Consider the following 26,277-nt stretch of genomic DNA (forward strand, 5'->3'; position numbering starts at 1 on the left):
TCAAATGGCGGTGGTCTGCGCCTCAAGGGAGAAAGCGGCGGGTTGAACCTCAAGGACCGGCGCGGGCGCGGAAACTGGCGGCTTGCTGGCGCTCGATTTTTTGCCGGCAACCCTGACGCGGCTGTTGCCGTTCAGACGTTTGGCGTTGAGCGACCTGCCATTGAGAGACTTGCCGTTAAGGGACTTGCCATTCGGCGAATGGCCGTTCAGCTTGAGCGTCTTCTTCACCTTCCGCTCAGCCTTATCCTTCAGCTTCGCTTTAGCCTTCTGCTGTTCTTTGGCCAGCTTTTCAGCCTTCTTCAGCGCTTTCCGCTCGGCCTTGGCCTTGAGGCGGGCCTTCTCCGCCCGCGCCTCGGCGCGCTGCTTCTTGCGCTTCTTCTCGCAGGCCGCGCATTTGCAGCCGATCGGCTTCAGATAGGCTTTGAAATAATCGGTGCCGTAATCGTAGTTGATCTCCTCGCCCGGCTCGATGTTCTTGATGGCGCGGATGAACACCTTGCGCTTGCGTGGGCGAACGTCGGATTCCGCGTTCGGCTTGCAGGCGTGGTTGATGTAGCGGGCGATGTTCTTGCGCACCGAGCCGTCGATGGTCCAGCGGTCGTTCAGCTCGAACAGGTACTTGTTCTCGATCGCGTCGTCTTTTTTCTTCTTCGAATCCAGAAGCGGCCCAAAATAGCGGATGATTTTGGTGCCCTTCTTGATCGGCTTGGTGGCGAAGAGACCTAGTCCGGTGGGGGAGCGGCCGACGCGATAGGGCTTATTCGATGGTATGGAAGGCATGAGGACTGAATGACTGCGGGCTTGGGAAACGACGAATTGCGAGCCGCTCTTCTAGGACGATTCCGCGTCAATGTCAGGTGTTTCGTACCTTTGCCATGAACCTTCCCCAGATTGCGCACGTCTGATCCTGGAAGTTCCATGCGAGAAATGCAGATGAAACGCGTCCCCCATCGGCCGCTCACTGTGCCGGCCGCCGCCGCCCTGTTCGCGGCTGCATTCGGCCTGATTTCACCGGCCAACGCCCAAACATTCAGCAGCAGCTACACATCGACGGCGCCGAAGGACTGCCGCACCATCGGCAAACCCGAGAACGGCAGCACGAAGCAGGTGTGCCCCGGCAAATCGGGGCTGGTGGTGCTGATCAGCGAGGACGACCTGCGCCAAACCGTCTCGGTCGGAGCCGACCGCGCTGCCGCCAGCAAGGAGCCGGCCGCGGAGGCCGGGTTTGCCCCCTTCAATTCCACCGCCAATACTGTCGAATGGCGGGCGGTGGACGGCAAGCCGTTCGCGATCATTCAGCGCTGGCTGATCGCCGACAACGACGCCCCGGACAAGACCGGAAGCCCGACCTCGAAACCGATGCTCGCCGTGACGCGGTTGCCGCCGGGCCCTGTCTGTCACGTCGCCTATATCGACGGCCAGGCCAACCGCAATGCCAACGAGCTCGCGCGCCAGGCGGCGGACGAATTTGCGCGTGATTTCAAGTGCGGCAAGGACGAAGTGAAGGTAATCGGTGAAAAAGGCATCGCCGTCAGCCTTGCAAAGCGCTGACGCAGCCCACGGCCGGCGTGTTTTCGCCGCATTAACGTCAAAGCTACAGCCTTGAGTGCTTGATATATTCTCACGTCACGGATTTTAACGGCGGCCACACCGGAGCGACGATGCTAACGAGAATCATGGTTCTGCTGGTTGCAGGCTCCGCCCTCACCGGCTGCTGCGCCTCCGGCACCGGCTGCTCGACGACACAGACCGCAGGCGCCCCGATCGCCTGGGACGGGTTGGGCGAACCACCGACGGCAAATGACGCGCCGGGCGAGCCAAAACGGCCGGCAAAGCGAAGAACGGCCCGCAATCAGGAGATCATTCTCGGCCCGCTGAACGATGCCCCGGCCCAATCGAACGCCAAAGCGCGGTATGACGAGTGGACACGGCAGCCCAACGAAGACGCGGAAGCCGACGCAAGGCTCGCGCGCCAAACCAAGATTTGCAGGGGTTGCTGAGCGGCACGCCATCCACACCGTTGGCCGCGCAGGGTCCATTCCGGCGCCAGCGAACTCGCCCCCAAACCGCTGTCCTATAGCGCCGGCGGCCGTGCGACGGTCGAGACCAGCATCGCATGTAGCAGCTGGTCGACGCCGGTGCCTTCCGGCAGCCGGTGCAAAATATCCTTCAGCCGTCCATCGAGCAGCAGCGTGGTGAAGCCGTGCACCAAAGACCACGCGCGCGCGATGGCCGCGGCCTGGTCAAGCGACAATGCTTCCAGCGCCGCGCCGGTGAGCTTCTCATCACGGCCGAGGCCAGCCGCGGTTGCCAGTCCTTCGAAGGAGGCAGTCGCCGCCTCGTGCAGCGACGGCCGCGTCATGTCGAGCCGCTCGGTTCGGAACATTAGCCCGTACATGCCGGGACGCGCCTGCGCATAGGCGACATAGGCCTTGGCGCGGGCCATCGCCTTCATCAGCGGAAGCGTTTGGGTCTCGCCTGCGGCCGTCATGGCCTCGTTGAAGCGCCGGAAGCCGATGGCGGCGAGTTCGCTCAGGAGCCCGGTGAGATCGCCGAAATGATGGGTCGGCGCGGCGTGCGACACGCCGGCCTCGCGCGCCACCGCGCGCAACGTCAGGCCCGCCAGCCCATCGCGTTCCAGCACCCGCTCGGCGGCGGCGAGCAAGGCGTCGTGCAGATCGCCATGATGATAAGGGGCCTCGCCGGCTGGACGGCGACGCCGGCTGGCCGGCCTTTCGGTCACGGCTCTTGCCGGCTTGCGCTTCGCGGAGGGACGGCTGGTTCTGGCTTCTCTCGAGATTCTTGTCATATGAATCCTTATAGCTGCAATTTTTACACTGTAAAGATTTTGCTTGACGGTCGATGACAACGCGCTTACTGACATCTTTACGATGTAAAGATATATCCGGAGGAAACGTAAGATGCTCGACCAAGTGGCGACGACCAATACGGCGCGGGACAATCTGGCGCCGATCCCGATGGAATGCGACGCGCCGCATCTCAAGGTGACCGGCGAATTGCCACGCGAACTCAACGGCACGCTCTATCGCAACGGGCCCAACCCGCAATTCGAGGCGCCGGGCGCACACTGGTTTTTCGGCGACGGCATGCTGCACGCCTTCCACTTGGAGAACGGCCGCGCCAGCTACCGCAACCGCTGGGTCCGCACCCCGAAATGGCTGGCCGAGCACGACGCCGGCCGCGCGCTGTTCGGCGGCTTCGGCCGCAAGCTGCCGGGTGCGCCGGCCGGGATCACCGACGACGGCGGCGTCGCCAACACCAACATCATCTTCCATGGCGGTAAGCTGCTGGCGCTGGAAGAAGGCCATCTGCCGACCGAGATCGAGCCCGACACCCTTAATCGCGTCGGCTATTGCGACTACAAGGGCGCCATCAAGGGACCCTTCACCGCGCATCCCAAGATCGATCCCGTGACCGGCGAGATGGTGTTCTTCGGCTATAACGCCGCAGGCCTCCTTACCCCTGCCCTCTCCTTCGGATCCGTCAACGCCTCCGGCGTGGTGACGCGGTTCGATCGCTTCGATGCGCCCTATGCCAGCATGGTGCACGACTTCATCGTCACCGAAAACCATCTGCTGTTTCCGATCCTGCCCATCACTGGCAGCATGGAGCGGGCGATGCGCGGCAAGGCGCCTTATGCCTGGGAGCCCGAGAAAGGCGGCTACGTCGGCGTCATGAAGCGCAGCGGTTCCGCCAAGGACATCGTCTGGTTTCGCGCTGAGAGCTGCTACGTCTTCCACGTTATGAATGCGTGGGAGGAAGGCAACCGCATCATCGCCGACGTGATGCAATTCGAGGAAGCGCCGCTGTTCTCCCATCCCGACGGCTCGAAGACCGATCCGCAGAAATCGCGCGCGCGGTACTGCCGCTGGACTTTCGACCTCGCCGGTAGTACCGACCGCTTCACGCAAACCTATCTCGACGATCTAACCGGCGAATTCCCGCGCATCGACGACCGCCGCGCGGGACGCGCGAACGGCCATGGCTGGTACGCCTGCGCCAACCCCGATCTGCCGATGTTCGGCGCGCTGTCCGGCATCGTCCAGGTCGACGGCAAGGGCAAGCGGCTCGGCCATTATCTGCTGCCGGCCGGCGACACCATTTCCGAGCCGGTGTTTGTCGAACGCGGGCCTGATGCCGCCGAGGGCGACGGCTGGCTGCTCGCCGCCGTCTGGCGCGCGCAGGAGAATCGCAGCGATCTTGCAGTGTTCAACGCTCAGGACGTCGAATCAGGCCCCGTGGCGCTGGTGCATCTCGGCCATCGCGTGCCCGACGGCTTTCACGGCAATTGGGTCGGCGCGGCGTAAGCGCAATCTCTTGCAGCAGTCATTCCGGGATGGTCCGAAGGACCAGACCTCAGATGCGCAATTGCGCATCGGGGAATCTCGAGATTCCGGGTTCGATGCTGCGCATCGCCCCGGAATGACGTCGTTGAACGCACAGACTCGGGGAGACACACATGCATCTGCCCTCGATCACGTCAGCCTATCTCGCCATACTCGCCCTGCTCTATACCATCCTCGCCGTTCAGGTCGGGCGGCTGCGCATGAGAGACCGGACGGCGTTCGGCGACAACGGAAGCCTCGCGCTGCGGAGCGCGATCCGCGCGCATGCCAACTTCATCGAATACGTGCCGATCATTACACTGATGGTCGCGATGCTGGAAATGTCCGGCCTCGGAGCCATGTGGGTCCATCTGCTGATGGGCGCGCTGCTGTTGTCGCGGCTGCTGCATCCGCTCGGCATGTACGCCGCGCCCAATACTCTGCAATTCCGCGTCGGCCGGATGGGCGGCATCACCATCACGCTCGTTTTACTGCTCGCCTGCGCCCTGACGATCCTGGTGCGCGTCATATAAGACCACAAGCCATTGCAAATACGTTGATTTCTCAATTAGCTGGTTTTATTTTGACACTGTAAAGATTTTTCTTGACGACTCCCGACCTTGCGCATAGTTTATCTTTACGATGTAAAGATTAGCCCGAGAGGCTGCCATGACCATCTTCCTGATCCTCGCCCCGTTCGGTTCGTTCGCCCTGCTGATGCTGGTGACCTCCGCCGAGATCAGCCTGTTCGCATCGGCCGGGATCTGCCTCGCCGTCATCGGCATCGACGTCTACCGCGGCCGTTCGATCAAGATGCTCGGCGCAGGCTGCGCCGTCGTGTTCGCCGCACTCGGCGCATACATCGCGCTGATCGATCCGAACTTGAGTCATTCGGTTGTCAAGCTGGCGGTCGATATCGGCGTGCTCGCAATATCGCTGGCGTCGCTCGTCATCCGCAAACCGTTCGTGCTGCAATATGCGCTCGAGGAGGTCGATGCCGAGACGGCGAAGCTGCCCGGTTTCAAGAAGGCGATCTATATCATCACCTGGGCATGGACCGGCGCCTTCGTCCTGATGATCGCGGGTAACGTGCTGATGATCTACGTGCCGGGCGTGCCGCTCTGGTCCGGGCTCGTGATCGCCTTCGCCGCCCGCAACAGCGCCGCCTATTTCACGACTTGGTATCCACAATATCGCAAGACAAAGTATGGTTCCGCGCCGGCCAACGCCCTACCGGGCACCCACTAAGTACCCTTTCGATCCGCAACAATCCTCCAGCAGAAAGCAAGCCGATGAAGGACGTATTCGCCAGACTGGGCGCCGATTTTTTCTCCACCAACCTGTTCATCGCGATCTACCTCACCACCGACAATGTGCTGCTGGCGACCGGCGTGGCGATCGCAGGCGCCATCGCGCAAGTGATCTACTCGCGCGTCAAGGGCAAGGAGCTCGGCTACATGACCTGGGCGAGCCTCGCGCTCGTCATCGTGCTCGGCAGCGCGACGCTTTTGACCCACGACCCCCGCTTCGTGCTGGCGAAGCCCGCGATCGGGCATTTTGCGATCGGCGTCATCATGCTCAAGCGCGGCTGGATGTTGCGCTATATGCCGCCGATCGTGACACAGACCATTCCCGAATACGTCACCTTCGCGGGCTATGCCTGGGCCGCGCTGTGCTTCGTGCTCGCCGCCGGCACCATCGGCGTCGCCATGACCGGCGACATGAAGCTGTGGACGTTCTACGTGACCGTCGTACTGGTCGGCGCCAAGATTGCCGCCTTCGCAATTCAATACATCGCGTTTCGTGTCTTGGTCGGCAGCCGGCTTCGCGCTGCCGCCCAGCGCGCCTAAAGAAATACGCGTCAAAAGGACGCTTGAGACGGTTGGGCTTGTATGGCGAGATAGGCTATACCGCCGGTCGAGTTGGCGGGATCTCGCAAACCATTCCGGTTTGCCGGGAAGAAATGTCGGGGAGACAAAGATGGCCGTGGACGGAAACTGGAACATCACCATGAGCACGCCGATGGGCGAGCGCAATGCAACGCTGTCGCTGACGAGCGCGGGTGGTACGCTGACCGGCACCCAGGGCGCCGACGGCAATTCCGGCGAAATATTTGACGGCACCGTCAACGGCGACGACGTCGCCTGGAAGATCTCTATCACCAACCCGATGCCGCTGACGCTTGCCTTCACCGGCAAGGTTTCCGGAGACAGCATGTCCGGCGAAATGGGCATCGGCCCGATGGGCAGCTTCCCCTTCACGGGATCGCGGGCGTAAGAGCCTCCATCGAGCGCGATCAGATCGGAACTGACGGTCCGGGGCCCTGCCCCGGACCGTTTCGGCGTTCACGCTGGACCTATTTCAGCATCTGCGCGACGTTGTCCTTGGTGACGAGATCGAGGCCGGTATGGACGATCTCCGGCACCTTCCCGCCCTTCTTGATCGCGAGCAGGACATCCATCGACTTCTCGCCCATCTCGAACGGCCGCTGCCCCGTCAGCGCGTTGGCATAGCCGTCACGCAACAGCTCGAGCTGCATCTTCAGCGTATCTGCAACGACGAGGGTGAACTTGCCGGACTCGATGTCCTTCTTGTTCTTGCTGGCGAAGGCCTTGAAGCCTTCCGGCGCGAACATCGGCCAGCCGCCGACCGGCACGATCGCGGCGAGGTCGGGCGTTGCGGTCCGCAGGTCTGTCATCTGCTGAACGGCGAGCGCGGGATCGTCGTTGCAGAACGTCGGTGAGCCACCGACCTCGACCCATTTCGATCCCTTCAGCGCCTCGCGGACGCCATCGACGCGCTCGGCGAGGTTCTTGGCGCCTGGCCCGCCCGAGACCATGGCGTATTTGCCGCCCTCGGGGCGGAGCTGCAGCAATTGCTTGCCAAGCGCGACACCGAACTCCTTGTTGTTGGTGCCGATATAGGCAATGCGCTTGGACCCCGGCGCATCCGCATCGAAAGTGATGACGGGAATGCCGGCAGCACTCGCCGCCTCGATCGACTTGGTCATGGCCGCGACGTCGGCGACCGAAATCGCGAGGCCGTCGACCTTCTGCGTGACGAAGTCCTGGATGATCTGCGCCTGCGTTGCCGGCTCATGCTCGACCGGCCCCCTGTAGATGCATTCGATGTTGCCGAGCTCCTTGGCGCGCTTCTGGCAGCCGTCGCGCGCGAAATCGAAGAACGGATTGTTCATCGCCTTGGGCACGATGACGAAGCGGTAGGTCTGGGCGAGCGCCGGCGTCACCATCATCGCGATCGCCATGCCGGCAAGCAGAACTTTCCTCATTGGTTCCCTCCACACGTTTGATTGCCTATCCTCAATTGCCTGATCCGGGAGCGGATAGACGAGGCCTTGTTGTCTCCCGGCCAGTGTCTCTCACAGCATCCGCGAGCGGACCCGGTCGACCAGCACCGCCAGGATGATGATCACGCCCACCAATGTCTGCTGCCAGTAGGAGCTGACCTGTGCGAGCACGAGGCCATTGCGAATCACCTCGAGCAGCACGCAGCCGACGATGGCGCCGAGCGGCCCACCGATGCCGCCGGCAAGGTTGGCGCCGCCGATCACCGCGGCCGCGATCACGGTGAGCTCATAGGAGGTCGCCATGTTCGCCGGCGCCGAGCCGAGCCAGCCGCAGATGATGATCCCTTGCAGGCCGGCGGCGAGCGCGCAGATCACATAGACCTCGATCTTGACCCGCACCACCGAGATGCCGGTGAGTTCGGCCGCCTTCTCATTGCCGCCGAGCGCGAAGACGTGACGGCCGAACGTCGTATGGTGGAGCGCGACCGCCATGAGCAACGCCAGGATCACGAGATAGATGAACGGCATAGGCACGCCGAGCACGTCGCCCGAGGTCAGCGCATAGAAATAGTCGGCATCCGGCCCGCCCGGAAAACTGCCGCGGCCGTTCGAGACGACATAGCCGAGGCCGCGCACGATCGAGAGCATGCCGAGCGTGGTCACGAACGGCGACAGCCCGAGCACGGCGATGCAGAAGCCGTTGACGAGGCCGACGATCAGCGCCACGCCGAGCCCCGCAAGCACCGAGACGACGAGGATGAGACCGGGCACGTTGGCGACCACGGTCTTGCCGTCGGCGGCGAAATGCACGAACAGCGACGCCCCCGGCATGCCCGGCGTCGACAGGCCAGCCATCACCATCGAGGTGATCATGGCCGAGAAGCACATCATCGAGCCGACCGAAAGATCGATGCCGCCGGTAATGATAACGAAGGTGACGCCGAGGGTGGCGATGGCGATGAACGAAAAGTTCTTCGCCACGTTCTGCATGTTGCCTTGGGTGAAGAAGAAGGGGCTCGCGAAATGCATCACGATCAGCAGCACGACCAGCGCGAGCGTGACATAGGCGGTTTGCGACGCGAACACGCCGCGCTGCCACCACCTGGACTGGCCGACATTGGTGAAGGAGATCGGGGATTCCATCGGCAGAGCCATCAGGCCGCCTCCTTCGCGCCGGTGATGAGGGCCGTCACCTCTTCGGGGCTGGTATCGGCGATCGACTTGTCCGCCCGCTTCTCGCCCCGCCGCATCACGACGACGCGGTCGCAGACCGCGAAGACGTCGGGCATCCGGTGCGAGATCAGCATGACGGCCACGCCCTGCTCCTTCAGGCGATGGATCAGGCTCAAGACCTGCTCGACCTGACGGACCGAGATCGCGGCGGTCGGCTCGTCCATCATCACGAGCTTGGCGTTGGACAGCCGCGTCCGCGCGATCGCGACCGCCTGGCGCTGGCCGCCCGACATCTGCTTGACGAGATCATGCGGCCGGGTCTCCGAACGCAGCTCCCCGAACAGTTCGAGCGCCCGCGCCGCCATCGCCCTGTGATCGAGGAAGGCGAACGGGCCGATCTTGCGCTTCAGCTCGCGGCCGAGGAAGACATTGGCCGCAGCCGTCAGATTGTCAGCGAGCGCAAGATCCTGGTACACGACCTCGATCCCAACGGCGCGGGCGTCAACCGGGCGATAGAAATGCACGACGTTACCGTCGAAGCGCACCTCGCCATGACTCGGCGGAAAATTGCCGGCGATGATCTTGACCAGCGTCGACTTGCCGGCGCCGTTGTCGCCCATCAGGCCGACGACCTCGCCCGGATAAACCTTCATGTCGACGTCATGCAGCGCGCGGATCGCGCCGAACTCCTTGCCAATGCCGGTCAGCTCCAAAACCGGTTGCGCTGTTGCATGAGGACTTGCCATGAACGGCCTCGCTCAAACGTACCGGTTAACCAGGGATTCCAGATATTCCTGACGTCCCGAGCGCGGCTGCGGATCGAACCCGGACCCCATCGCGCGATCGGCGAGATCGGCCAGCGAATGCTGGCCCGCGAGGATCGCGCGCCCCTCGGCGCCGGCCCATCCTTTATAGCGCTCGGCGAGCGGCGCAGTGAGCACGCCCGCATCGAGCATGTCGGCCGCGGCCAGGAAGGCGCGTGCGCAGGCATCCATCGAGCCGACATGGGCATGAATCAGATCGTCGGGATCAATCGACTGGCGCCGGATCTTGGCATCGAAATTGAGCCCGCCCGACGTGAAGCCACCGCGGTTCAGTATCTCGTGGAACACCAGAACCAGCTCCGGCACGTTCATCGCGAACTGATCGGTGTCCCAGCCCAGCAAATCGTCGCCGCGATTGATGTCGAGCGAGCCGAACACTCCGAGCGCTTCCGCAAGGGCCACCTCATGCTGGAACGAATGGCCGGCGAGGATGGCGTGGTTCTGCTCGATATTGAGCTTGACGTCTTTCAAGAGGTCATAGCGCTGCAGGAAGCCGTAGCAGGTCGCGACGTCGAAGTCGTATTGATGCTTGGTGGGCTCCTTCGGCTTCGGTTCGATCAGGATCGGGCCCTTGAAACCGATCTTGTGCTTGTGCTCGACGACAAGCGAGACGAAACGGCCGAGCTGGTCGAGTTCGCGACCGATGTCGGTGTTGAGCAGCGTCTCGTAGCCCTCGCGCCCGCCCCACAGCACATAGTTCTGGCCGCCGAGCCGATGCGTCACCTCGAGCGCGGCGCGCACCTGCCCCGCGGCATAGGTGAAAATCTCCGGATCCGGATTGGTCGCAGCACCCGCCATGTAGCGGCGATGCGAGAACAAGTTGGCCGTGCCCCAGAGCAGACGCACCTTGGCTGTCGCCATCTTCTGTTCGAAGACATCAGCGATGGCGTTCAGATTGGCAACGGACTCGGCAAGCGTCCGCCCCTCGGGCGCCGCATCCGCGTCGTGAAAGGCGAAGAAGGGAACGTCGAGCAGGTGGAACAGTTCGAAGGCGACATCGGCCTTGGCGCGCGCCTGTGCCATCGCATCGGAGCCATGGTGCCAGGGCCGCAGAAAAGTCTCGCCGCCGAACGGATCGAGCCCGGGCCAGCAGAACGAATGCCAGTAACAGACCGCAAAGCGCAGATGATCTTCGAGCCGTCGCCCGCGCACGACGCGGTCCTTGTCATACCAGCGGAAGGCGAGCGGAGTTGAGGCCTGCGCGCCGCCATAGGCGATCGGCGTGCGGATGGTGAAGAATTCGGATGCCGCGTTCACTTAAGTACACTCCTTCAGCGCAGGATAGAGCTTTCGCCATTGATGATAGGCGTCGTCATAGGCCGCGACCGCCGACGGGCGCGGCATGAACGTCGATAGCCGCCGCGGACGCGTGCAGACATCCAGAGGCTCTTCGCCGGTCGCGGCGAGCCGGCCGAGCCGCGCCGCGCCGAGCGCAGCCCCTACCTCGCCCTCCTCGACGCGGTGGACGGGAATGCCGAGCACGTCGGCGCAGATCTGCGCCCACAGCGCCGAGCGCGATCCGCCGCCAACGAAATCGACCTCTGTAATATTCGAACTGGCGCTCCCCAGCGCATTGAGATTATCGCGCGCCGCAAACGCCACGCCTTCGAGCACGGCCTGCACCATCTCGTTACGCCCGCTCGCGCTGCGAAGCCCGACGAACGTACCGCTCGCCGCCGCATCATTGTGCGGCGTGCGCTCGCCATCAAGGTAAGGCAGGAATTTTACGGGGCTCGGCCGGTCTGCGACGTCGCCCAACGGCGCGAGCAGCGCCGGTGCCGGCGTGGCCATCACATCCGACAACCAGGCCAGCGACGCCGCCGCCGCCAGCATCACGCCCATCTGGTGCCAGCGGCCGGGCAGCGCATGGCAGAAGGCATGCACGGCTGACGCCGCCGCCGGCGCAAACCGGTCGGTGACGCGGAACAAAACGCCCGATGTTCCCAGCGACAGGAAGGCGTCGCCCGGCGCGATGGCGCCAAGCCCGATCGCACTCGCGGCGCAATCACCGGCGCCTCCGGCAACCACGACGCTTTGTGTCATGCCCCAGCGCTGCGCGAGTTCAGGTGAAAGCATCGCGCTTGCCTGGCTGCCCTCGACGAGGCGCGGCATGTGGCTGATGTCGAGACCGGTGGCCTGCAGCAGTTCTTCGGACCAACGGCGCCGGCCGACATCGAGCCATAGCGTTCCCGCCGCGTCCGACATGTCCTCGACGATCTCGCCCGTCAGGCGATAGCGGACATAGGCCTTGGGTAGCAGCACCTTGGCCAGTTTCCTGAACGTCTCGGGCTCGTGCCGCGCCACCCACAACAGCTTTGGCGCGGTGAAGCCGGGCATCGCGAGGTTGCCCGCGATCGCGTGCAACGCGGGACATTGTCGCTCCAGTTCGGCGCATTCGGCATGCGAACGGCCATCGTTCCAGAGGATGGCCGGACGCAAGGGACGGCCGGCGGCGTCGAGCAGTGTCGCGCCGTGCATCTGGCCGGACAGTCCGATGCCGCAGACAGCAGCCGCTTCGCGCGGATGCGCGGCCGCGAGATCATCGACGGCGCCGATCGCGCCATCGACCCAGGCATCGGGATCCTGCTCGGACCACAGCGGTGCGGGATGCGACAGCGCAAGCTCACGCGCGGCAGTGGCGATAACGGCGCCAGCCTCGTTCACGAGTACCGCCTTCACACCGGACGTGCCGATGTCCATTCCGAGATACACGAACCATCCTCCTTTCCGGCTCTGCGCGGTGTGCGAACTGCGTCGCCTTTCCCGCACGAGAGCCGTCTTGCAATGTCGCCTGTCGTCCGGCCGCTCCGATTACGGCAGATTGTCCCGCATCACGATGTCGATCCGGATCTTCTCCTGTTCACTCAAGATCGGCTCGCCGCGCGCGAGCGCCAGCAGCACCCGCACGGCGGCGCGCGCTTCATGTCCCGGGTTCTGCGAGATCGCGGCATCCATCACGCCCTGCAGCAACAGCTTGCGTGTCAGCACTGTGACGTCATGGCCGACGAATACGACCTGCTTGTCGCGCCCAGACTCGATCAGCGCCTTGGCGACACCCGGCGTCCCGGCGCCGACATTGTAGAGGCCGACCATGTCCGGATGATCACGCAGCAGGCGTGCGGTCAGCTCTTCCGAGCGCGCATCGTCGTCGCGGCCTTCGAGCACCGGCAGCACATCGAGGCCTGCGAATTCGGACGCCATCACCTGGTTGAAGCCGAAGATGCGTTCGGCGTGGTCGCGCAGGCCTTGCGAGCCCGCGATGATCGCGACCTTGCCCTGGCGCGCGCGCACCAGGCGGCCAACCAGCGCGCCCGCGGAGCGGCCGGCCGCGATATTGTCGATGCCAACATAGTGGTGACGCCGCGAAGACGGCACGTCCGATACCAACGTCACGATTTCGGTACCGCTATCGACGAGATCATTGATCGCTGCCCGCACGCTCGGATGATCGAGCGCGACTACCGCCACGCCATCGAAATCGCCGGCGAGCTGCTCAAGGCAGTCGGTCAGCACCATCGGATCGAACACATCGGTTGCGATTATCTCGACCGAAAGACGGCGCGCCGAAAGCCAACCCGACATCTCGCCGAGATAGGCCTCGATCTGCTGCATGAAGAGGTTCGGGCCCGACGGCATCACGAAGGCAAAGCGCCGCGCACGGCCGCGAGCGAGTTCGGCCGCCGCGACATGCGGCTGGAAGGCGTTACGCTCGATCGCCTCCTTCACGCGCCGCACGGTGTCCGGCCGCACGCCGGGGCGGTTGTGCAGCACGCGGTCGACGGTGGCGAGGCTGACGCCGGCCTGGCGGGCGATGTCCCTCAGCGTCAGCGGCGCGCTCGCGACCTCTTCCTTCATGGCGGTAACCTAGCAGAGGGCTTTTGAGGTACGCAACTCATTTTGAGGCGGAATTTTTACTACCCTGCGGAAATATCCCTAGAACCAGATCTGCATCGGTAGGCCGTGCACGTCCAATGGCGGCGCCCCCTCCGGAACGCAGCCCTGCGGCTCCCGTGCTGCAATCGCAACCGCGCAGGCGTCCAGCACATCGTCGCGCTTGGCGCCGGTGCCGATGCGTGCCTCGCTCAGCCACTCGTCGATCTCGCGAAAGCCAAAGCGCTTGAGCAGCCTGCGGCGGAGCGCATCGCCCTCCTCCGACTTCTTCGGCGGAAGCGGCTCGCAGCCGTTCATCCGCAGGAAGACAAGTTCAGGATGGACCTCGCGGATATCGCGTGCGGGATGCGCGCGAACGAAGGCGTCGACCTCCGAAATCTTCGGGCCGAGATGCCAGAGCTGCCGCGACACACGTTTCTGGCCGCGGCCTAGCGCGTCCTTGTTGGCCTTGTCCGGATCATCGAACTCCTGCCAAAGCCAGCGCCGCGCGCCCGTGAAGACGCGCGACGTATGCGGGCGGAGTCTTTCACGCGCGAGTCGATCACAATCACGCTCGCCGTTATCGGTCATGCCGACCGGGATATCGATGCCGGCACGGTCGAACGGGCGCGCCAGCGCATCCACAATATCAGCGTGGAAGGAGATTGTTTGCCGGTCGCCATCGAGGCATACGGCGACCCACCCCTTGCTGAACCCGTCGAGGCCCAGCGCCCTCACCCCAGATTCAATTCCTTGAAGAAGTCGTTGCCCTTGTCGTCGATGATGATGAATGCCGGGAAATCCTCGACCTCGATGCGCCAGATCGCTTCCATGCCGAGTTCGGGGTATTCGACGACCTCGACCTTCTTGATGCAGTGCTCAGCGAGGTTCGCCGCAGCACCGCCGATCGAGCCGAGATAGAAGCCGCCGTGCTTCTTGCAGGCCTCACGCACCGCGACCGCACGGTTGCCCTTGGCCACCATCACCATCGATCCGCCAGCCGCCTGGAACTGGTCGACGAAGGAATCCATCCGACCTGCGGTGGTCGGACCGAACGCGCCGGAGGCGTAGCCGTCGGGCGTCTTGGCGGGACCGGCGTAATACACCGGATGGTTCTTGAAGTAATCCGGCAGCGGCTCGCCCTTCTCCAGCCGCTCGCGCAATTTGGCGTGCGCGGAATCGCGGGCCACGATCATAGTGCCGGTCATCGAGACGCGCGTCTTGATCGGATATTGCGACAGCGTCGCCAGAATCTCCTTCATCGGTTTGTTGAGATCGATCTTGACGACCTCGCCGCCGAGCGACTGTTCGACGGCCGGCAGATATTGCGCCGGATTGTGCTCGAGCTCCTCAAGATAGACGCCGTCTTTTGTAATTTTGCCGAGCACCTGGCGATCCGCCGAACAGGACACGCCGAGTCCGATCGGCAGCGACGCGCCATGGCGAGGCATCCGGATCACGCGCACGTCGTGGCAGAAATACTTGCCGCCGAACTGCGCGCCGACGCCGAGCGACTGCGTCATCTTGAGAATTTCCTGCTCCATCTCCAGGTCGCGGAACGCGTTGCCATCCGCCGAGCCTTGGGTGGGCAGCGCGTCGAGATAACGCGCGGATGCAAGTTTTACGGTCTTCATGCAGAGCTCGGCGGAAGTGCCGCCGATCACGATCGCAAGGTGATACGGCGGGCAAGCCGCGGTGCCGAGCGTGAGCACCTTCTCTTTCAGGAACGCCAGCAGGCGATCCTTGGTCAGAACGGATGGAGTCGCCTGGAACAGAAAACTCTTGTTGGCGGAGCCGCCGCCCTTGGCCATGAACATGAACTTGTAGGCGTCATCTCCCTCGGCGTAGATCTCGCACTGCGCCGGCATGTTGTTGGCGGTGTTCTTTTCCTCATACATCGACAGCGGCGCCACCTGCGAGTAGCGCAGGTTACGGCGCAAGTAAGCGTCGCGCGCGCCTTCCGAGAGCGCGGCCTCATCGTCGCCGTCGGTGATGACGTTGCAGCCCTTCTTGCCCATGATGATCGCGGTGCCGGTATCCTGGCACATCGGCAGCACGCCGCCGGCTGCGATGTTGGCGTTCTTCAGGAAATCGAACGCAACGAACTTGTCGTTGTCGCTGGCTTCCTTGTCTTCCAGGATCGAGCGCAACTGCTTCAGGTGGCCCGGCCGCAGGTAATGATTGATGTCGCCGAACGCAGCCTCCGACAGCGCCCGCAACGCCTCGCGCGACACGACGAGCATGTCCTTACCGAGCACCTTTTCGACACGCACGCCCTCGGCCGTGATCTTCTTGTAGGGCGTGGTGTCCGGTCCCAGCGGAAACAGCGGCGTGTGCTTGTAGGGCGGAACGGGTTTTTGGTCAGGGAAAGCGGTCGGGGCGTTCATGTCGACATCTCGGGTTGGAGCCGGCGGCGGCCAGAAACGCGCCGCGGCGATAGACCCGTTCTAAGCATTTTTCGACCAAAAGGAAGGTTTTGCTTGCCCGCCAGATGCGGCCGAAGCAGGCCATTACGGCCGCCCATCGGCGGTTGAACCGTTCCGGGCCCTCTTCAGACAAATCCGAGATTTCCAATGGTCCCTGAATCGATTGCGAACGTAATGAACTCCGCCATATTGCCTGACGCAGCCTCTCGCCCCATCCGCGCGCCGCGGCTGCTCGGGCTTTATCTGCTTCTGATCATCATCGCTGCCATCGAAGCCTTCGACGGGCTGTCGCACGTGCCGATCCTGTTCGACGACATGTCGAAAATTCCGGGTCCCGGCGTCGGCGGAGCGATCATCAAGGCGTACATTGCGAGCCATCCCCTGCTGGCGCTGGCCGCACTGGCGTTTGCCACCGTCGGCCGGCTGCGTTACGCGATCATCACGCTGGGCGCGCTCGTGCTCATGACCTGGCTGAACTTCATGCCCTCGGTGGTACGACACGGACTGGATTTTCGTGGTGTCTCCGCCTTCGAGACGCCGGTCCGGATCGTCGCGTTTCCGCTGATGGCCGCCTGCGGCATCGCACTTGCCGCACGCAGCCAGCGGCTGGGACTCGCCACCATGCTGGTCAGCATTCCCACGCTGTACAATGTCTTCGCCGTGATCGCCCTCGGGATCGGCGTCATCCTCTACGGTTTCTGAGAAGCAGTTGACTTCCGCGCGCGGCCCTTGCAGGAAATCCGCGCGCGGGGTTCAATGGCGCAAAGGGGCATTCACAATGGCTTTGGGATCACAATTTCGCCGACCAACCTTGCTTGCCGCCACGCTGGCGCTGGTTGCTGTGGTCGGCGCATCGCCGGCGCAGGCCGACCGCTGCGACGATATCGCCAAGGAATTGAAGAACCAGATCGACGGCCTCAAGATCAGCGTCAATACCGGCAACATGATCTATCTGACGCATCCGGCGGCGAAGGAGCTGTCGCTCGGCTGCCGCGGCCGCAACTATTCCAACGAGCTCTACGCCAAGGCGGACCGCAAGCCGAAGCCGCAATTCTTCGAACTGATCGCCTCGGCCGGCGCCATCATTTTCACGATTCCGAAGCCCGATGTTGCGACCGGCTCCTCGCGCTGCATCAAGCGCATGGGCATCCTGCGCGGCGACAAGGTCTCGATGCGCTTCCGCCGGCTCAACATGGAATGCACGCGCACCAAGACCGAGGCTTCGATCGTGGTGACCCGCGGCAAGGACGAGTAGGTGCTATAGCCTTTTCGAGCGAAAGCCTGCCCCGGACTTGATCCGGGGTGGACGCCGGTTCGCGTCAAGAAAACGCGTCAAAACAAGAATCCAGAGCTCCCGGTCCGTTGCATTCTAACGATTTCGCGAGCCGCCCGTTCACCATTGGCCGCGATTGACGGCGTCGGCGCGGAACTGCCGCACGGAATTCACCAATCGTTCGCTTCAAGCCGGCCAGTGTCGGAGGCAACCAAAAGGACGCTTCCGATGAATGTCTCTGCTGTCCCCGCAACGGTGGTGGTCAAACCGCCTGAAGTCCCCGCGTTCAAGGCTCCCGACAAGACCCCCGACGTGCAGAACGGCGCTGCCGCCGACGGCACCCGCACGCCGAAGCCGACGCTGGTCGCTCCCCTGCCGCCAGGTCAGGGAACACGGATCGACCAACTGGCGTAGCGTTTCACGTTCCGGCCAGGACGAAACCAACGCCGCAAGTTTGCCGGAAAATCGCGCGATCATGCTGTCACGGGCGAATGGAACCCGAGCATGATCGCAAAGCTTCTGCTGCAAAACACCATCGTCGTCATTGCCATGGGCGCGCTATTGTTCGGCGCGGCGGGTTCGCTGGACTGGCCGGCGGCGTGGGTAATGCTGATCGTCAGCGCGATCCTTGGTCCTGCCTGCGGATTGTGGCTAGCCAAGACCGATCCGGCGCTGCTCGCCGAGCGCATGCGACCGACATTTCAGGCCAACCAGCCTACCGCCGACAAGATATTCATGCTGATCTTCTTCCTGGCGCTGTTGCTATGGCTTGTTGCGATCGGCCTCGACCGGCGCGCGAACGCCTCCGACGTTCCGCTGCTGCTGCAGGCGCTCGGCCTTGCGATGTACTTGGCCTCGATCGCCTTCATCATGTGGGTGTTCCGCGAGAATTCGTTCGCCGCGCCGGTCGTCAAGGTGCAGGCCGCGCGCCACCAACGCGTGATCTCGAGCGGGCCCTACGCCTTCGTCCGTCATCCCATGTATAGCGGCGTCATGCTGTACTTCCTTGGAATACCGCTGCTGCTAGGGTCGTGGTGGGGCGTGGCGATCGCGCCGGTGTTCGCCGTCCTGTTCGCCATTCGCGCCCGCATCGAGGAGCGCGCGCTGGTCGAGGGATTGCCTGATTATGCTGACTACACCGCACGCGTGCGCTATCGTCTGGTGCCCGGACTTTGGTGAAAAAGAGGATGGCGAAGCGGAATGCCCGATAGCAAGACCTACACCGGCGGCTGCCATTGCGGCCAGGTACGATTCGAATGCACCAGCGATCTTTCGATGGTCACCGCCTGCAACTGCTCGATCTGCACCAAGAAAGGGCTGCATTTCACCTTCCTCGACCCGAAGAGTTTTCAGCTCCGCGCCGGCGAGGAAAACCTGAAGGAATACCTCTTCAACAAGCACGCGATCCACCACCAGCTCTGCGTCGATTGCGGCGTCGACGTCTTCGCGCGCGGCAAGAAGCCCGATGGCAGCGATGTGGTGGCGCTGAATGTGAGCTGCATCGACGGCATCGAACTGTCGAAGCTGAATATGACGCCGGTGGATGGACGGAGCATGTGACGGCAACGCCGTCACTCCGGGGGCGGGCAAAGCGCGAACCCGGAATGACGAACTACCCATCCAGCACCTTGTACCTCCGAAATATCCCGTCCTCGTTGAACGCAATCCTCCGGTCGCTCGCCAGATACGTCTTGATGTTCGGGCGCGCAGCGACGCGGTCGTGCAGTTCGACCAGGCCGGGAATTTCCTTCTCGAACTTCTTCATGCGTTTCGGAAAGGCGTAGCGAAGACCTTCCACGATCTGGAACAGCGAGAGGTCGACGTAAGTCAGGCGGCGGCCGGTGATGTAGGTGCCGCCATTGGCCGCCAGCAGGTCCTCGAAGTAACCCAGATATTTCGGCACGCGCGCCTTCCAGAACTCATCGGTGCGTTTCTTCGCGGGCGCTTTCTGCTCCTCGTAGTAGAGCGACGGACCGAGCGGGTGATGGGTGTCGTGGACTTCCAGCACCAGATCGGCGATCGTGAGCTGCAACTGATGCACCCAGAGTTTGCCGGCCTCCGACTTCGGCGCCAGCCCGTGCCGTGATCCCAGATAGAGCAGGATATTGGCGGTCTGCCCGATCACGAGCTTGCCGTCCTTGAGGAACGGCGGTGCGAAGGGCGGCGCTCCCTTCCGCGCTTCCATCATTCGCATCATCGCGGCCATGCCGTTGCCGCGGCGCGCGACGTCGGCGTAGCGGGCGCCCGCCTCTTCCAGCGCGAGGCGGACGTATTCGCCACGGCCCTGAATGCTCGGCCAGTAATAGAGCTCGTAACGCATCGATGATACCTCCGCTGCCGGTTTGACCGACATAACAAATCATCTTGCGGTTCGTTCGTCACGCCAAACGCGGCGTCCGCGCGACCGTCGCGGCATGAACGCGGCGCCCAGATCTCCACAGCTCCGAATCTGTCCGAATGCGAGCGGGCGTGATAGGTTGCCTCCCGTTTGAAGCATCGATTTTCTCAACACGACAGGAGAATGCGGATGGCGGACAACACGAAGAAGCGCGGCGGGGCCGATCGCGGGCTGATCGCGTTGAGCGAGCCTTACGAGGTCGCTTACTGGTCGAAGAAATTCAAGATCACGCCGGCCAGGCTGAAAGCCGCTGTCAAGAAAGTGGGGCACTCCGCCAAGAACGTCGACGCCTATTTCAAGCTGCAGAAGCACAAGGCCTCCGACCGGGCACGGATCGCAGTGAGCCAGCCCTACGAAGTCAGCTACTGGTCGAAGAAGTTCAGGGTCACCCCCGCCAGATTGAAGGCCGCCGTCGCCGCCGTCGGGCATTCGTCGAAGGCCGTCGGCGCCCATCTCGCCAAGCGCAAGGCTGCGAAGAAGGCGAAGAAGAGCGCCAGCAAAACTCCCGGTAAGACGATAGAGAAGCGTGCAAAGAAAAAGGCCGCCTAGCGGCGGCCTTTAACGCAAGGCGCGGCTTGCAGGGATTCGTAGCCCGGATGAAGCGAAGCGCAATCCGGGGCCGCACGCAGGAGAACCCGGGTTTCGCTGCGCTTCATCCGGGCTACCACTTCCCGCTCCTCGCAATGACGTTCGTGAGCTCAGTTCGCTGCGAAGCAATAGAACAGTCCGTCACCGCCCGTGCTCTTGAGGTCGGCCTGCGAGCAACCGCCATCCGGACCGCGCGAGGGGTGCGAGGAGTTCCAGGATTTCGAAGCTTCGTCGTCGCGCAGGCCCATGCGGTCGGAATGGCCGACCATCGCCGCGCCTTGCGTCGAACTCGTCCAGTTCTTGCAGGTGCGATCCTCGCCAGCCGCAAACGCTGACCCGTCGGGCTGCGATCCCGTCAGCACGTCGTGACGATTGGGCGTATCGCCGCGGCCGTTGATGACCTCGCCCTTCTCACTGAGCGCGCTCTGCTTGGTGAGGCCGTTGGCGCCGTGCAACTCGGCGACGTCCTTGGCGACCACCGCGCCCTTGGCATTCTTCCACGGCCCCTTGCCGATGCGGTCGCGCGCATTGACGGCCGGCGTGCCGTCGGCGGCTTGCGTCGAGAGATAGGCGCGCCAGGTCTTGCCGCCCGCTCCAGCCGCCTGCGCCAATGTCTGGCAGTGATTGTCGGCGCCGGCGAGCCCACCGAGATTGCCGCCATTGCCGATGCCGTTGCTGGTCAGGAAGAAACTGATATCGGCCGATTGCGCCTGCGCGGGCGCGCTGGCGAGGGCCGATAGGGCGGCAAGCGCAAAGCATGCCGGCGAGATGATTCTGGCGAAGCTCTTCATCTGGTTTCTCCCTGTTTTTTCGTTCGTTGCCATCAACACATCACGGCGACTATTATTCCGGAGCGAAATGAAGCGGGCATTCTGGCAAAGAAAAAGGCGCCGCGGAACGAACCGCAGCGCCTTCCTCGTTACGTTGTGGCGATCAGCTGGTCTGCTGGATCGCCGAGAGTTCCCAATCGGCGCCGCGTCGACGGGCAAAGGTCCACACTTCGGTGGCTTCGATCGGCGTTTCGCTGCCCGAGACCAGGCGGCCGGTGGTGCGCTCCAGGGTCTTGTCGACCAGCGAGAACCGCATCGCCACGCTGGCGAAATCGGTTTCGCCTTCGCGCCAGGCTTCGGCGAGGTCGCCCTGCAGCAGCTTGACGTCGGTCACCTTGTTGACGTCGTTGCGGGCCTTGTTCTCCTCGAGATCCTTGGAGAAGTAGGACACCATCTCGGGCGTCGCCAGCGTATGCAGTTTGGCGACATCCTCGTTCGACCATGCAGCCTGGACCTCGCCGAGCAGACGCTCGAACGCTTCATAGTCGGCCGGCTGGATTTCCAGCTGCGGCTGGCTCGATCCCAGCCCAAAGCCGCCGAGGCCAGAGCGGAAGCTGCTCTGGGCGCCGGGGCCTTCAGCGGCAGGAGCAGGTCCCGTCGCGTAGGCGGAGGCCGGCGTATGGCGGCGCTGCCACCACGACATCGCCAGCCGCACCACAATAACGATCAGGGCGATCTGCAGCAGCAGGCCGATAATCGAGGACAGGCCGCCGAGGCCGGAGAACAGGCCACCGCCGGTCAGCATGCCGAACAGGCCTGCGCCAAGGAAGCCCATAGCGAGACCGCCAAGCATGCCCCCCATCATTCCGGGCCGGTTGAAGAAGCCGCCCTTGGCGGCCGCGCCGGCAGCCGCCGGTGCGCCCACGCCAGGAGTACCCGGCTGGGTGAAGGTACGGTTCATGGGCTGCGCCGTGCCCGGCGCGGTGGTGGTGCTCGGGGGCGCCGAATAGGTCCTCGATCCCCGCGAACCGGAACTGCCGCCACCGCCAACGCGGGCGTCAGCCGCCGAAATCGAGATCGCCAACGGAACCGCCACCGACATCACGATCGCGATGGTCCGTATAATTCCGCGCGCAGTCAGCGTGAAATTCATGTCTTTTTCCTCATTCCCCGACATTGGAGAAGTGCCCCTAAGATGGGCAGGACCACCCAAAAGTGAAGCCGCCATAGGGACGCACGGCTGCGGCCCTCGGTCGCGGGGATGTGACGATTTAGCCGTGAACCAGCATTAATCAATGGTTTAGGGCCAGCAATGTCAGCTCGCGCAGGATGCGTAGCCGAGAGAACTCGCCCTCGAATGGCGGTTCCTCCGGCGTGCTGAAGCATTTCATACGGGCGGATTTGACAGGCAGATCTCAAGAAGCCGTCATCGTCTCCTTCACCTTCTCGACCAGCGCGCTGAGCGCGAACGGCTTCGGCAGGAAGGCGAATTGCTCGTTTTCCGGCAGGCTCTTGTCGAAAGCTTCTTCGGCATAACCTGAGACGAAGATGATCTTGAGGCTAGGATTGCGCTTGCGCATCTCGCGCAACAGCGTCGGGCCGTCCATTTCCGGCATCACGACGTCGGAGACGACAAGATCGACCGCGCCGTCCTTTTCGTCCAGCGCTTCCATCGCCTCGATGCCGTTGGCGGCCTCGATTACGCTGTAGCCGCGCGAACGAAGGCCGCGCGCATTCAGGGAGCGCAGGCCATCCTCGTCTTCCACCAGCAGGATGGTGCCCTGCCCGGTCAGGTCGGGCCGCGGCTTCGGCGGCTCGGCTCCGGCTTCCTTTGCCGCCCCGTTTGTGGCCTGCGCTTCGGGCTGGGTCTCCAGTTCGGCACGATGGCGCGGCAGGAAGATGCGGAACGTGGTGCCCTCGCCCGGCGTGGAGTCGACGTAAACAAAGCCGCCGGTCTGCTTGACGATGCCGTACACCGTCGAGAGACCAAGCCCGGTGCCCTTGCCGACCTCCTTGGTCGAGAAGAACGGTTCGAAAATCTTGTCGACGATGTCGGCCGGGATTCCGGTACCGGTATCGGAAATGTCGATCCGCACGTAATCGGCGGCCGGCATGCCCTTGTGGGTGAGCTGGGCTGCTTCATCCACCGTCACGTTGGCGGTCCGCACCGTCAGCTTGCCGCCATCGGGCATGGCATCGCGCGCATTGACCGCGAGATTGACGACCACCTGCTCGAACTGCGAGACGTCGACCTTGACCGGCCAGAGGTCGCGGCCATGCACGAGGTCGAGCTTGACCTTCTCGCCGATCAGCCGCCGCAGCAGCATGGTGAGATCGGACAAGGCGTCGCCGAGGTCGAGCACCTGCGGCCGCAGCGTCTGGCGGCGCGAGAATGCGAGCAGTTGCCGCACCAGCGTCGCGGCGCGGGTCGCGTTCTGCTTGATCTGCATGATGTCCTGGAACGACGGATCGGTCGGCTTGTGCGCGTTCAGCAGGAAGTCGTTGGCCATCATGATGGCAGACAGCACGTTGTTGAAGTCGTGCGCGATGCCGCCGGCGAGCTGGCCGACCATGTCCATCTTCTGCGACTGGTTGATCTGGTTTTCCAGCGTGCGCCGCTCGGTAGTCTCCAGCAGATAGACGATGGCGGCTTCGGTGTCGCGCTCGTCCTCCTCGACCGCGGTGACGAAGAACTGCCCCCAACGCTCCTTGGCCCCGTCGAGCATGGCCTCGACGGGGGCAATGTCGCCCTGCCCTTCCGCCGCCTGGTTGATCGCCGCAATCAGAAGGCCGCGGTCGCGCGCGTTCACGGTGCGGAAGATCGACTTGTTCGCTGCGCCGTCCGGGCTGAGGTTCTGCGCCAGCTTGGCGAAGCGCGCGTTGGCACGGACGACAGCGCCGCCGCGGTCCACCGTCGCAATCGCCATCGGCGTATGGTCGAAGAACCGCATGAAGCGGACTTCGGCGGCGCGTTCGGGGTCGGAATGCTCGTCGCGCGTGCGGCTGATCACGAGCGTGCGCGAGGAACCCGGCGAGCCGTCGGCGCCGAAAGCCAGCTTGTGGTAGAGCCGCACCGGCATGGTCCTGCCGCCGCGCATGCGCAGGTCGATGTCGAACACCTCGGTCTTGACCTCGCCGGGCACCGCCACGATCGAAGTCAATAGCGCAGCGCCATCGCCGGAGACGATATCGGTGAGCTTCAGCCCACCCGAACCGATCTCGGCGAGATCGTAATCGAGCCAGTTCGCCAGCGTGGCGTTGACATAGATGACGTCAGCGGCCGGACTGACCGAGAAGAATCCGCATGGCGCGTGGTCGAGATATTCGATCGCGTGCTGCAGTTCCCGGAACACATCTTCCTGGCGCTCGCGGTCCCGCGTGATGTCGGCGATCGACCACACCGCGTATTTTGCTTCGCGCTTGCTCTGGCCGAGCGGACGAACCCGCATCCGGAGCCAGCGTCCCTGCGCACCGTCAGAGCCGGCGATGCGGACCTCCTCCTGCTGCCGCTTGCCTTCGCGGGCGGCCTTGAGCAGGCGGAACACGGCTTCGGAGACGTCCGGGTTGCCGATGAAGACGCGTTCGATGGGGCGCACGTCCTGCGGGCTCGCGGCGCCCGTCAGCGCCAGATAGGCGGCGTTCGAATAGACGACATGGCCCTTCGGGTCGGTCACGGCCAAACCGTCATGGGCGTGATCGGCGATGCGGCCCATCACGGGGTCGTCGGCGGCGCGGTCGGTGAAGCGGATGATCCCGGCGGCAAAGGCGAACAGATTGAACAAACCGACCATGGCGAGCAGCGCCAGCACGCCAAGGATATAGGGCTGGGCCTGGGCGCGACCGATGGTCATGAGCGCCACCGCCACCGCCACGATGCCGGCAGCCACCAGCAGCACCAGCACGATGCTACCGCCCCGCCGCGCCGGTTCGTGGGCCGCAAGGGGCCCGGTCGACGGATGGCTGTCAGTTTCGACGGTCATAGGAAGCGGCGTTGCCCTTCGGCAAGGAGTCACGCGCCGGTCAGGATGGCCGGCCGCAGGTAACCCCGCGTTCGGCTGGCGCACCCCTCCTGAGTGCCTGAATCGGCCCCGCAAGCGCAAGCCCATCAGGCAGCTATTTGACAGATTGAAGGCATTTCAAGGCGATTTCCAGCGGTTCCTCTCACATTCTCCGGGCAGCAAGCCCGTTCTTCAGGCCCATGACGTAGCCGATGATCTCGGCGACCGCCTGATAGTGCTCGACCGGAATCTCCTCGTCGATATCGACGGTGGCATAAAGCGCCCGCGCCAGCGGCACGTTCTCCACGATCGGAATGTCGTGTTTCTTCGCGACTTCCCTGATCTTGAGCGCGATGTTGTCGGCGCCCTTGGCGACGCAGACCGGCGCCGACATGCCGCGATCGTAGGACAGCGCCACCGAATAGTGAGTCGGGTTGGTGATGATCACGCTGGCCTTGGGAACGGCGGCCATCATGCGCTTCTTCATCTGCTGTACCCGCAACTGCCGGATCCGGCCCTTGATGTGGGGGTCGCCTTCGGACTGCTTGTATTCGTCCTTGATCTCCTGCAGCGACATCTTCTGCCGCTCGTACCACTGCCGGTACTGGAAGAAGTAGTCGGCGATCGCGACCGCCGCCAGCATCGCCACCACCGCGCCCATCAGATGCAGCGTCAGATTGGTGGTGACGCCGAGAATCGCGGAGGGATCGAACATCAAGAACGATTCCAGGCGATGGCGCTCGGGCCACAGCACCGCCATCATGACGGCGCCGAGCGCGATCAGCTTGAACAGGCCCTTGGCGAAATTCGCCACCGCCTGCTTGCCGAAGATGCGTTTCAGTCCGGCGCCGGGAGATACCTTGCTGAATTTCGGTGTCAGCGATTCCGACGACCATACCAGCCGGTGCTGGATCATGTTGCCGGCGATCGCGGCGAGCATGAGCATCAACAGCGGCACGCCGATGGCGCCGAGCACGGCATAGCCCAGCGTGTTGCCGAGCGCGAGCAGCGCCGCGCCGTCGGCACGAAGCTGGCCCGCGTTGGCGATCAGGTTGCGCAGCGGCGTCAGGATGCCGCCGCCGATCGATCCCGAAAAGGTCGACAATATCAGCGTGGCGCCCGCGATGATGAACCAGGTGTTGACCTCCTGGCTCTTGACGACGTCCCCCTTGGCAAGCGCGTCATCGAGACGTTTTTGCGTAGGGTCTTCTGTTTTGTCGTCGGTATCGTCGGCCATCGCGGCGTCCTAGCATTTTGTTTGAGCATGATTTCCGCGACAACGCGGAACGCGTTTGCGCGGAGAT

Annotated in this window: 28 protein-coding genes; 13 read left to right on the forward strand and 15 right to left on the reverse strand. The window is 63.6% G+C overall.

Features of this window, described 5'->3' with window-relative positions; genetic code table 11:
* On the reverse strand, positions 1-780 hold the full coding sequence (locus V1294_RS28585) for an SET domain-containing protein (protein ID WP_334501843.1): 780 nt from the start codon (positions 778-780) through the stop codon (positions 1-3).
* A 153-nt stretch (positions 781-933) separates the two neighbouring features.
* On the opposite strand from V1294_RS28585, the gene V1294_RS28590 reads away from it, so the two are divergent.
* Positions 934-1,551, forward strand: a complete 618-nt coding sequence (locus tag V1294_RS28590; protein ID WP_334501844.1) for a hypothetical protein — start codon at positions 934-936, stop codon at positions 1,549-1,551.
* A gap of 110 nt (positions 1,552-1,661) precedes the next feature.
* On the forward strand, positions 1,662-2,000 hold the full coding sequence (locus tag V1294_RS28595) for a hypothetical protein (protein ID WP_145963696.1): 339 nt from the start codon (positions 1,662-1,664) through the stop codon (positions 1,998-2,000).
* Positions 2,001-2,074: 74 nt separating this feature from the next.
* Here V1294_RS28595 and V1294_RS28600 read toward each other — a convergent pair whose 3' ends face one another.
* The gene (locus V1294_RS28600) at positions 2,075-2,809 is read right to left on the reverse strand and encodes a TetR/AcrR family transcriptional regulator (RefSeq protein ID WP_334501845.1); all 735 of its coding nucleotides are present in this window, start codon (positions 2,807-2,809) and stop codon (positions 2,075-2,077) included.
* A 112-nt stretch (positions 2,810-2,921) separates the two neighbouring features.
* Here V1294_RS28600 and V1294_RS28605 point away from each other — a divergent pair, with 112 nt between their 5' ends.
* The 5 genes from V1294_RS28605 to V1294_RS28625 all read left to right on the forward strand — a co-directional run bounded on the left by V1294_RS28605 (position 2,922) and on the right by V1294_RS28625 (position 6,623).
* Positions 2,922-4,328: a carotenoid oxygenase family protein gene (locus V1294_RS28605; RefSeq protein WP_334501846.1), complete on the forward strand. Its 1,407-nt coding sequence runs from the start codon at positions 2,922-2,924 to the stop codon at positions 4,326-4,328.
* A gap of 152 nt (positions 4,329-4,480) precedes the next feature.
* Positions 4,481-4,879, forward strand: coding sequence for an MAPEG family protein (locus tag V1294_RS28610; protein WP_334501848.1), 399 nt, complete (start codon positions 4,481-4,483; stop codon positions 4,877-4,879).
* A gap of 136 nt (positions 4,880-5,015) precedes the next feature.
* The gene (locus V1294_RS28615; protein ID WP_334501850.1) at positions 5,016-5,594 is read left to right on the forward strand and encodes a hypothetical protein; all 579 of its coding nucleotides are present in this window, start codon (positions 5,016-5,018) and stop codon (positions 5,592-5,594) included.
* Positions 5,595-5,638: 44 nt separating this feature from the next.
* Positions 5,639-6,196: an inner membrane-spanning protein YciB gene (locus V1294_RS28620; protein ID WP_334501852.1), complete on the forward strand. Its 558-nt coding sequence runs from the start codon at positions 5,639-5,641 to the stop codon at positions 6,194-6,196.
* A gap of 130 nt (positions 6,197-6,326) precedes the next feature.
* Entirely contained in the window at positions 6,327-6,623 is a 297-nt protein-coding gene (locus V1294_RS28625) for a hypothetical protein (RefSeq protein ID WP_108519745.1), read from the forward strand.
* A 79-nt stretch (positions 6,624-6,702) separates the two neighbouring features.
* Here V1294_RS28625 and V1294_RS28630 read toward each other — a convergent pair whose 3' ends face one another.
* The 8 genes from V1294_RS28630 to V1294_RS28665 all read right to left on the reverse strand — a co-directional run bounded on the left by V1294_RS28630 (position 6,703) and on the right by V1294_RS28665 (position 15,907).
* A complete protein-coding gene (locus V1294_RS28630; protein WP_334501854.1) occupies positions 6,703-7,635 on the reverse strand; it encodes a sugar-binding protein in 933 nt (310 codons plus the stop codon).
* 90 nt (positions 7,636-7,725) lie between these two features.
* Positions 7,726-8,808, reverse strand: a complete 1,083-nt coding sequence (locus V1294_RS28635) for an ABC transporter permease (RefSeq protein ID WP_334501856.1) — start codon at positions 8,806-8,808, stop codon at positions 7,726-7,728.
* Positions 8,808-9,572, reverse strand: a complete 765-nt coding sequence (locus tag V1294_RS28640) for an ATP-binding cassette domain-containing protein (protein WP_334478948.1) — start codon at positions 9,570-9,572, stop codon at positions 8,808-8,810. The genes V1294_RS28635 and V1294_RS28640 overlap by 1 nt, the downstream gene beginning before the upstream one ends.
* Before the next feature lie 12 nt (positions 9,573-9,584).
* Positions 9,585-10,907, reverse strand: coding sequence for a xylose isomerase (gene xylA / locus V1294_RS28645; RefSeq protein WP_334501858.1), 1,323 nt, complete (start codon positions 10,905-10,907; stop codon positions 9,585-9,587).
* Positions 10,908-12,362 (reverse strand): xylulokinase, encoded by a 1,455-nt coding sequence (xylB, locus tag V1294_RS28650; RefSeq protein WP_334501860.1) that lies wholly within the window; start codon positions 12,360-12,362, stop codon positions 10,908-10,910.
* Positions 12,363-12,461: 99 nt separating this feature from the next.
* Positions 12,462-13,505, reverse strand: coding sequence for a LacI family DNA-binding transcriptional regulator (locus V1294_RS28655; protein ID WP_334501862.1), 1,044 nt, complete (start codon positions 13,503-13,505; stop codon positions 12,462-12,464).
* Positions 13,506-13,583: 78 nt separating this feature from the next.
* Entirely contained in the window at positions 13,584-14,258 is a 675-nt protein-coding gene (locus tag V1294_RS28660) for a DUF429 domain-containing protein (RefSeq protein WP_334501864.1), read from the reverse strand.
* Positions 14,255-15,907: a fumarate hydratase gene (locus V1294_RS28665; RefSeq protein WP_334478943.1), complete on the reverse strand. Its 1,653-nt coding sequence runs from the start codon at positions 15,905-15,907 to the stop codon at positions 14,255-14,257. The genes V1294_RS28660 and V1294_RS28665 overlap by 4 nt, the downstream gene beginning before the upstream one ends.
* Positions 15,908-16,093: 186 nt before the next feature.
* Between V1294_RS28665 and V1294_RS28670 the strand changes: the two genes are divergently transcribed.
* The 5 genes from V1294_RS28670 to V1294_RS28690 all read left to right on the forward strand — a co-directional run bounded on the left by V1294_RS28670 (position 16,094) and on the right by V1294_RS28690 (position 18,779).
* A complete protein-coding gene (locus V1294_RS28670) occupies positions 16,094-16,648 on the forward strand; it encodes a hypothetical protein (RefSeq protein ID WP_334501866.1) in 555 nt (184 codons plus the stop codon).
* Positions 16,649-16,724: 76 nt separating this feature from the next.
* Entirely contained in the window at positions 16,725-17,201 is a 477-nt protein-coding gene (locus V1294_RS28675; protein WP_334478941.1) for a hypothetical protein, read from the forward strand.
* A 246-nt stretch (positions 17,202-17,447) separates the two neighbouring features.
* The gene (locus V1294_RS28680) at positions 17,448-17,633 is read left to right on the forward strand and encodes a hypothetical protein (RefSeq protein ID WP_334501869.1); all 186 of its coding nucleotides are present in this window, start codon (positions 17,448-17,450) and stop codon (positions 17,631-17,633) included.
* Positions 17,634-17,723: 90 nt separating this feature from the next.
* Positions 17,724-18,398 (forward strand): methyltransferase family protein, encoded by a 675-nt coding sequence (locus tag V1294_RS28685; RefSeq protein ID WP_334501871.1) that lies wholly within the window; start codon positions 17,724-17,726, stop codon positions 18,396-18,398.
* Positions 18,399-18,419: 21 nt separating this feature from the next.
* Positions 18,420-18,779, forward strand: a complete 360-nt coding sequence (locus V1294_RS28690; protein WP_334478938.1) for a GFA family protein — start codon at positions 18,420-18,422, stop codon at positions 18,777-18,779.
* 52 nt (positions 18,780-18,831) lie between these two features.
* Here the strand turns inward: V1294_RS28690 and V1294_RS28695 are convergent, their stop codons facing one another.
* Complete coding sequence (locus tag V1294_RS28695; protein WP_108519846.1) at positions 18,832-19,539, reverse strand: glutathione S-transferase; 708 nt, start codon at positions 19,537-19,539, stop codon at positions 18,832-18,834.
* Positions 19,540-19,746: 207 nt separating this feature from the next.
* On the opposite strand from V1294_RS28695, the gene V1294_RS28700 reads away from it, so the two are divergent.
* The gene (locus V1294_RS28700) at positions 19,747-20,166 is read left to right on the forward strand and encodes a DUF3606 domain-containing protein (RefSeq protein WP_334501873.1); all 420 of its coding nucleotides are present in this window, start codon (positions 19,747-19,749) and stop codon (positions 20,164-20,166) included.
* Between the two features lie 149 nt (positions 20,167-20,315).
* Here V1294_RS28700 and V1294_RS28705 read toward each other — a convergent pair whose 3' ends face one another.
* From V1294_RS28705 to flhB, 4 genes are all read right to left on the reverse strand, one after another.
* The gene (locus V1294_RS28705; protein WP_334501875.1) at positions 20,316-20,996 is read right to left on the reverse strand and encodes a lectin; all 681 of its coding nucleotides are present in this window, start codon (positions 20,994-20,996) and stop codon (positions 20,316-20,318) included.
* Positions 20,997-21,138: 142 nt separating this feature from the next.
* Positions 21,139-22,152, reverse strand: coding sequence for a Tim44 domain-containing protein (locus tag V1294_RS28710; protein ID WP_417021118.1), 1,014 nt, complete (start codon positions 22,150-22,152; stop codon positions 21,139-21,141).
* Between the two features lie 238 nt (positions 22,153-22,390).
* Positions 22,391-24,955, reverse strand: coding sequence for a cell cycle histidine kinase CckA (gene cckA, locus V1294_RS28715; RefSeq protein ID WP_334501877.1), 2,565 nt, complete (start codon positions 24,953-24,955; stop codon positions 22,391-22,393).
* 181 nt (positions 24,956-25,136) lie between these two features.
* Positions 25,137-26,210 carry a flagellar biosynthesis protein FlhB gene (gene flhB, locus V1294_RS28720; protein WP_334478932.1) on the reverse strand — a complete coding sequence of 358 codons (1,074 nt, stop codon included), beginning with the start codon at positions 26,208-26,210 and terminating at the stop codon, positions 25,137-25,139.
* Positions 26,211-26,277: the final 67 nt, after the last annotated feature.

The organism is Bradyrhizobium sp. AZCC 1678 (assembly GCF_036924765.1).
In the GTDB taxonomy this organism is placed as follows: Bacteria; Pseudomonadota; Alphaproteobacteria; order Rhizobiales; family Xanthobacteraceae; genus Bradyrhizobium; species Bradyrhizobium algeriense.